Source organism: Mesorhizobium sp. M1A.F.Ca.IN.022.07.1.1, assembly GCF_003997575.1.
Taxonomy (GTDB): domain Bacteria; phylum Pseudomonadota; class Alphaproteobacteria; order Rhizobiales; family Rhizobiaceae; genus Mesorhizobium.
In genome coordinates, this window is record NZ_RZST01000343.1 from 1 (window position 1) to 6,050 (window position 6,050).

Annotated in this window: 5 protein-coding genes and 2 pseudogenes; 2 read left to right on the top strand and 5 right to left on the bottom strand. The window is 58.5% G+C overall.

The window, feature by feature from the left end; all coding sequences use genetic code 11:
- On the bottom strand, positions 1–233 hold a 233-nt coding region (locus EOA75_RS27155; RefSeq protein ID WP_348628684.1), incomplete at its 3' end, for a hydrolase.
- 463 nt (positions 234–696) lie between these two features.
- Here EOA75_RS27155 and EOA75_RS27160 point away from each other — a divergent pair.
- Positions 697–1,149, top strand: coding sequence for a pyridoxamine 5'-phosphate oxidase family protein (locus EOA75_RS27160; protein ID WP_127325602.1), 453 nt, complete (start codon positions 697–699; stop codon positions 1,147–1,149).
- A 249-nt stretch (positions 1,150–1,398) separates the two neighbouring features.
- Here the strand turns inward: EOA75_RS27160 and EOA75_RS27165 are convergent.
- The 4 genes and pseudogenes from EOA75_RS27165 to EOA75_RS27180 all read right to left on the bottom strand — a co-directional run.
- Positions 1,399–1,762, bottom strand: a pseudogene (locus EOA75_RS27165) (response regulator); the annotation flags it as partial.
- A pseudogene (locus EOA75_RS27170) lies at positions 1,752–3,135 on the bottom strand (PAS domain S-box protein). The pseudogenes EOA75_RS27165 and EOA75_RS27170, both read right to left, overlap by 11 nt.
- Before the next feature lie 433 nt (positions 3,136–3,568).
- Complete coding sequence (locus EOA75_RS27175) at positions 3,569–4,522, bottom strand: alpha/beta hydrolase (protein ID WP_245466752.1); 954 nt, start codon at positions 4,520–4,522, stop codon at positions 3,569–3,571.
- Between the two features lie 62 nt (positions 4,523–4,584).
- Positions 4,585–5,241, bottom strand: coding sequence for a DUF6064 family protein (locus EOA75_RS27180; RefSeq protein WP_127325604.1), 657 nt, complete (start codon positions 5,239–5,241; stop codon positions 4,585–4,587).
- 264 nt (positions 5,242–5,505) lie between these two features.
- Here EOA75_RS27180 and EOA75_RS27185 point away from each other — a divergent pair.
- Positions 5,506–6,050: TCP-1/cpn60 chaperonin family protein (locus EOA75_RS27185; RefSeq protein WP_281058574.1), on the top strand; the 545-nt coding region annotated here is incomplete at its 3' end.

Consider the following 6,050-nt stretch of genomic DNA (forward strand, 5'->3'; position numbering starts at 1 on the left):
ACGATGAACTGGCCTTCATCAGAAGCGCCGGCGTCGGCGATGTGCTCGTTAACACGGGCAAAGACGCTGCCCATATTCACTGGAACATGCATGACGCTGTGGGTGGTCGCCCTCACGAAGGGCTTGTCGGTGAAGTGCAATTCCTGATCGTCCCAGCCGCCTGGGTTGAATTTGGGGCAGCAACCCGTCGTGTTGACGCTGGCGTCGTAGTGCGGTGTTTCGTTCGTCCGCATGGCTACCTCCTGAGGTGAGCAGACGGCAGCAGAGCAGCCAAAGACCTTGGCGGCATTGATCCCAGTCAACACGACAGATGTGTCGCCACTACGCAATTGATGCGCATCAAAGCCGGTCGGCGACGGCGGAGCTATGCGAATCGATCCGACACCCGGATAAGTGCATGGCTCACAAACAGGTATTGCTCGCTCAGCGGCACGCGAAAAGATGCTTCGCGCGCACGACCCCAGCTGGCCAACGCTTTGCGGGTAACGCTCGGATCGAAGTCCCGTTCTGAAAGGACGTGGGGCGCGCCGATCGTCTGCAACGATAAGGATCACGATCAAACTGTGTCGATTAAACGGCACCCGTCTTGCTCCCGACAGGTACGCTTTTTCGCAACGGCTAAGTTGATGTGCATCAATGCCTGGGCTGGCCGGCATGGGCTAATGTCGCAGCAAACGATGGAGTCGGAGGCAATGAATGAATCAGGAGATTAGAAACAAGATCGAGACGCTGTTGGATCAGCATCGGATCATGACGATCGCAACTCTAAGGCCGGACGGTTGGCCACAGGCGACGACCGTCGGATACGTCAACGAAGGCCTTACTCTTTACTTCCTCTGTGGTTTAGACAGTCAGAAGGCGCATAATCTGGCTGGAGATAATCGCGTATCTCTGACTATCGACCATGATACGCCGCAGGTAATGGAAATCACAGGACTTTCCATGGCGGCGCGCGCGCAGCCGGTCACAGATCGGGACGAAGCGGAAAGGGTTCTGAAGATGCTGCCGGACAAGTATCCGCCGCAAGCCACCCTGCCCGGGCCCATGCCGACCCCGGAGCAAGTCCGCATTTTCCGCGTAATGCCAACGGTGATCTCCGTACTCGATTACTCAAAGGGTTTCGGCCACACTGACCTGGTCACGTGCTGAGTCCCAACACATAATGCCTGCCGAGTGGGCACACTGAAATTAGTTCCCACATCTCGCTTTACCGTTCGAAGGTTACTTGCCGGGCGTTCGGACGCCCTGTGGTCGGCAAAGATAGCCAGCCAATATGCGCGGCCTGTCTTCAGTCGCCTTGCGGCAAATCAATCGACGAGCGCGGGCGAGGATTTTTGTGGCGAGACGGGCGAATAGGATGGTGTCATCGTCGTTCTTGGCATCTTCGCCAAATCTAGTTGCGGCTCGTTCGATGGCATCGACAAAGGACGGCGTCTTCGAACGGTTTTTCGATGAAATCGACCGCTCTTGCTCTCATGGCTGCCACGGCCATCGGTACGTCACCGCGACCTGTGATGACGATCGAAGGCACCATCGCACCCAGCTCGTTAAGGCGCTCCAGGAGTTCGACGCCGCTCATATCGGGGATGCCGAGATCGGTAACGAGACACGCTTTGCCAGGGTAGGGAGCTGCAGCAAGGAAGCTTGTCGCTGATTCATGGAGTTGCACGCTGAATCCCATGACGCTCAGCAGGAAACGAAGGGATCGGCGCACGGGCTCCTCATCGTCGACTATATGCACGACATAGCTGTTATTGGGCATCCGCCACCTCGTCACTGGCTATCGGCAGGGACAGCTTGAAGGTCGCGCCACCGTTCCATTTCGACGGGCTGCGATCTTCCCACCGTGTGCCTCGATAATGCGCTTGGAAATTGAGAGCCCGATTCCCATGCCGCTTGCTTTGCTGGTCACGAAAGGTTGGAACAGCATTGGCCGCGATTTCATCTGAGATTCCCGGTCCCGTGTCAGCTACTGCCAGGCGCGAATTGGTCGTCCGCACGGCCCGCGACAACGGACATGTGTTGATCGAAGCTTCCACGCATTGCCTCCAGGGCATTTCGGATCAAGTTGATCAAAACCTGCTGGATTTGTACTCTGTCTACCAAAACCTCTTCGGCGTCAGGACCGAATTCAAACACTGACCGCACACCTTGCTCGCGAGAGCCGACGAGTGCCAGAGCTCCAGCTTCCTCGATCAGCTTGCGCACATCTTCCGGTGACTTCTCGGTCTCGCCGCGGGTCACGAAATCCCTGAGCGCCTCCCCCAATTGCTCAGCCGTCGTGTTATCCAGAGCTTTCACGAGGCGGACACAGCCTTGCGAATAGTTTGCAATGGCAGAGAGGGGCTGGTTGAGCTCGTGAGCGAGCGTCGAAGCCATTTCGCCCAGTTCGTTCAGACGGGCGAGCCGAGCCAGTTCGCTTTGGAGTTGTTGCAACCGTTCTTCGGATTCTTCGCGTTCGGTCAGGTCTCGAATGAAGCCGGTGAAGAATCTGCCGGCGGGCGATCTCATCTCGCCGACAGACAGCTTCATCGGAAAGGTTGACCCATCCTTCCTGCGCCCGACCACCACGCGGTCCACACCAATAATGCGTTTCTCTCCGGTCGTCAGATAGCGCTGAATGTAGCTGTCATGTTCGCCTTGATATGGCTCCGGCATCAGAAGACGGACATTGTGGTTCAGGAGCTCTGTCTCTGTGTAACCGAACTGGCGAACGGCCGCTGCGCTGAAGGAGGTGATCAGCCCTTTCTCGTCAATCACGACGGTTGCGTCAGGGACAGTGTCCAGAATCGAGCGCAGATGGGCTTCTCGCGACCTCAGCTGGTCTTCGGTCCTGTCAAGTGAGCGGCGTGCGTGATGCAGCATCTCTCCCATCCAGGCAATCGTAAGCCCGACAAGTACGAAGACCGCGGCTTGCAGCCAGCTGAATTGGTTGATGCCGGTGAAGTAGGCCGCCGGAGCAAAGGAAAGAAGGACTGCAATCAGGCCTGGACCGATGCCGCCCAGGATCGCAGCGACTAAGATGACAGGAACGAAAAGTATGTAGGCAAGGGTGTTCCCAAGGGCACCCTGCAGAGCGAATCGAATGGCGAAGACGACGGCCACCGCAGCTATCGCAAGCAGGTATCCGTTCAGGCCTTCGAAGCGACGTGAGAATGCAGCCTAAAGCAAGCGGCCCTGCAACCCCGGGACATCTCTCGCTGGCATCGATCTCCCTTTCGAGACGTGGGAACGTGAGCGCACTTGCTTTATGGCAAGGATAATCCACCGTGCCCTAGCTGCAAGTCATTGCTCTGGACTCCCAATCGAGAACACTTCGTGCTCCGGCGCCACTCGCAGGCTCGCATTCACAGCATGATGGTAGCTGCAGACCCGAACCGTGCAGGCGCCGCTGGTAGTGCCCTCGTCCTTTCCACATATCCTCGCGGTTTCGGTCGCATCGGTAGAAGAGCCTTTCACGGGGGCAAAGTTCAGGGTGATCCGAGGGCAGATGCAAAGCTGCCGTGATCCCTTGACGCGCTCCGTATCGCTCCTGCGGTGGCATGGCACCGCTCAGGCGGACGTTGCGTCACTGTTTCAGGCGATTTGATGACTGGATCAGGCCCGCGCCGGCTAGAAACATGCGGATCGCTTTGCGAGCCTGCTGTGCCTGTCCAACCAAAAGATGTCCACCGGTGTCGTAGACGAGCAGCTTGGAACCATGAATCTTAGCGGCTGCGAATTCGGCTGCTGGGAGCGTGTTAAACAGGTCGTCGCGCGCGGAAATGATTATTGTCGGTGCAGTGATTTGTTCCAACGGCAGTTCATGCAGCTCGGGGGCGCTGTCGATATTAATTCCGGGGAAGCGCAGCGACAGCGGTTCAACGTTCCTGACGAAGCTCATGACGCGGATTCTCTCGGCTTGGGGCGCAGCCGCAACCAGCGCCGGCCGAACGCCGACAAAGCGAAGGAGTATCGACGGTGCGATAGTCTCGGCGGCCCACCAGGCGAAATCGCCGCCGGCATTGACGGCCCAGAATGCGAACTCGTTGCCGCGGTTCACGTCGATCGCGACCGGCCTGGCGGGCGAATAAAGGGCTGGAACGATCAGAATGAGAACGGCGACCTTGTCCGGGTGGCGGAGTGTCAGCTCGACCGCAGAACGCGCGCCTGCCGAAACGCCGACAACCACCGCTTTGGGAATGTTCAGTTCAGAAAGCAGCGCCGCGTGCGCATCGCCCTGCGCGGCTGCTGAGCGGTCTTGCGGAACGGGCGTGCGCAGATAGCCGAAGCGCGAGGGAGCGACAACCCGAAAGCCCTCGCCCACAAGATCGGCAGCAAGGGCAAGGCCTTGGTCAAAGCCACCGCCGGCCCCGTGGATCGAGAGCAGCGGAATGCCCGCACCGTTGTCGGCGTATTCGATCGGGCCGATGTCGATGTTGGCGACTCGGCTGCCTCGGCCGACGGCGTCGCGCAGTCGACCAAGTTCGTTCCTGTAGAGCAAGAAAGCCAAACCGGACGCTGTCGCCATAGCGATGAGCATGACCAGCAAGAAACGAACCCTTCTACTCATTGCAAAAACTTCGCCAAGGATTGGGCGCGGGCCTACAGTTGGGACCTCCCAATTCGGCTTTTGCGGCGGGAGGCCACGGTCAAGCAAACGGCGATGACACCGCTCATGAGAAGCAACCAGTCTTGCGGCATGCCGAGAAGGAATGCAGCACTTCCTCCTATCAAGGACCAGATCAGTGGGATTGCAAACAACCACGGAGACACAGGCGGCTTCGCGAGGAGGAAGAACCCGAGCGTGACGATCGTCACCGGACAGGGCGTGACACCGAACACTGGCATCTCAGGATATGCATGGCCCGTCCAAATGCCGAGAACGGGGTAGAGGACGGCCGCGTAGGCGATCAAGCTAATCCCCACGCTGGCGGCAGTTCCAGAGTAAAGCCGGAAACTCAGCTGACCCTTGCCGACGCCAGCATAGCCGAGCACTGCTGTCTGTACGACGAACAGGGCTGCGAAGATATATGCCGCCGGGTTGATCTCGGCGAAATGAAGCCAATGATAGGCGGCGCCCGTCCATAGCCACATTACTGCCAAAACAGCGGCGATTAGGCGGTCCGCCATTCGCGGTCGCCAAATCAGCAGGACCATGGCGAGGATGCCAATCGCAAATGCTGCCAGTTGCACTGGCCAGATGGCTTCATTGTAAGCGACCAGGTTGGCAAGAAACTGACCGCCCGTGAAAGGTAACATCGGGTATGTCTCCGAGCTACCCCACCATAGCCTGGGTAGCGGCCACTCCATTGATCTGGCTCAATTCAATGCCCTCGCAATTTGATAGGCAGTTGGGGCTTGGGCAACCGCCGTCGTGTCCGCGCGTCATATCTGCTGATGTGAAAGCACAACGAGCCAGCTTGATTGCGGCAAATGCTGCTCTGGAACCACTATTGACGCGCATCAAGGCCCGTCTGCGACAACTTGGTTAAATCAACGAGTCTGACTCTCTCGGAGATGACCATGGCTCACAAGCAAGTGTTGTTTCGCTCGGCGGCGCGCGAAAAGATTCTGCGCGGCGCAACCCACCTTGCCGAAGCCGTGCGGGTGACACTCGGCCCGCGTTCGAAGTCGGTTCTGATCGAGAAAAAGTGGGGCGCCCCTATCGTCTGCAACGACGGGGTGACGATCGCCAAGGAGTTCGATCTGAAGGATCCGGAAGAAAATCTCGGCGCGCGCATGTTGAGACAGGCGGCCGAAAAGACCGGCGACATGGTCGGTGACGGAACGAGCACGTCAACCATTCTCGCCCACGCGATGTTTGCCGACGGGGTGCGCAATGTCGTCGCGGGCGCGAGCGCAATCGACATCAAGCGCGGTCTCGACCGCGCAACGAAGCGCGCAGTCGAAACGCTCAAGCAGATATCACGGCCGGTCTCGACCAGGCGCGAGAAGGAACAGGTAGCAACGATCTCCGCGCATAACGATCCCCTCATCGGTGAACTCATCGGCGAGGCGATGGAGAAGGTTGGTGGTGAAGGCGTCATAACGGTCGAGGAATCCAAGAC

Bases quoted from the DNA above. Each gene is read 5' to 3' on its own strand.
- EOA75_RS27175 (WP_245466752.1), bottom strand. From the start codon at position 4,522: ATGCTCATCGCTATGGCGACAGCGTCCGGTTTGGCTTTCTTGCTCTAC.
- EOA75_RS27160 (WP_127325602.1), top strand. From the start codon at position 697: ATGAATCAGGAGATTAGAAACAAGATCGAGACGCTGTTGGATCAGCAT.
- EOA75_RS27180 (WP_127325604.1), bottom strand. From the start codon at position 5,241: ATGTTACCTTTCACGGGCGGTCAGTTTCTTGCCAACCTGGTCGCTTAC.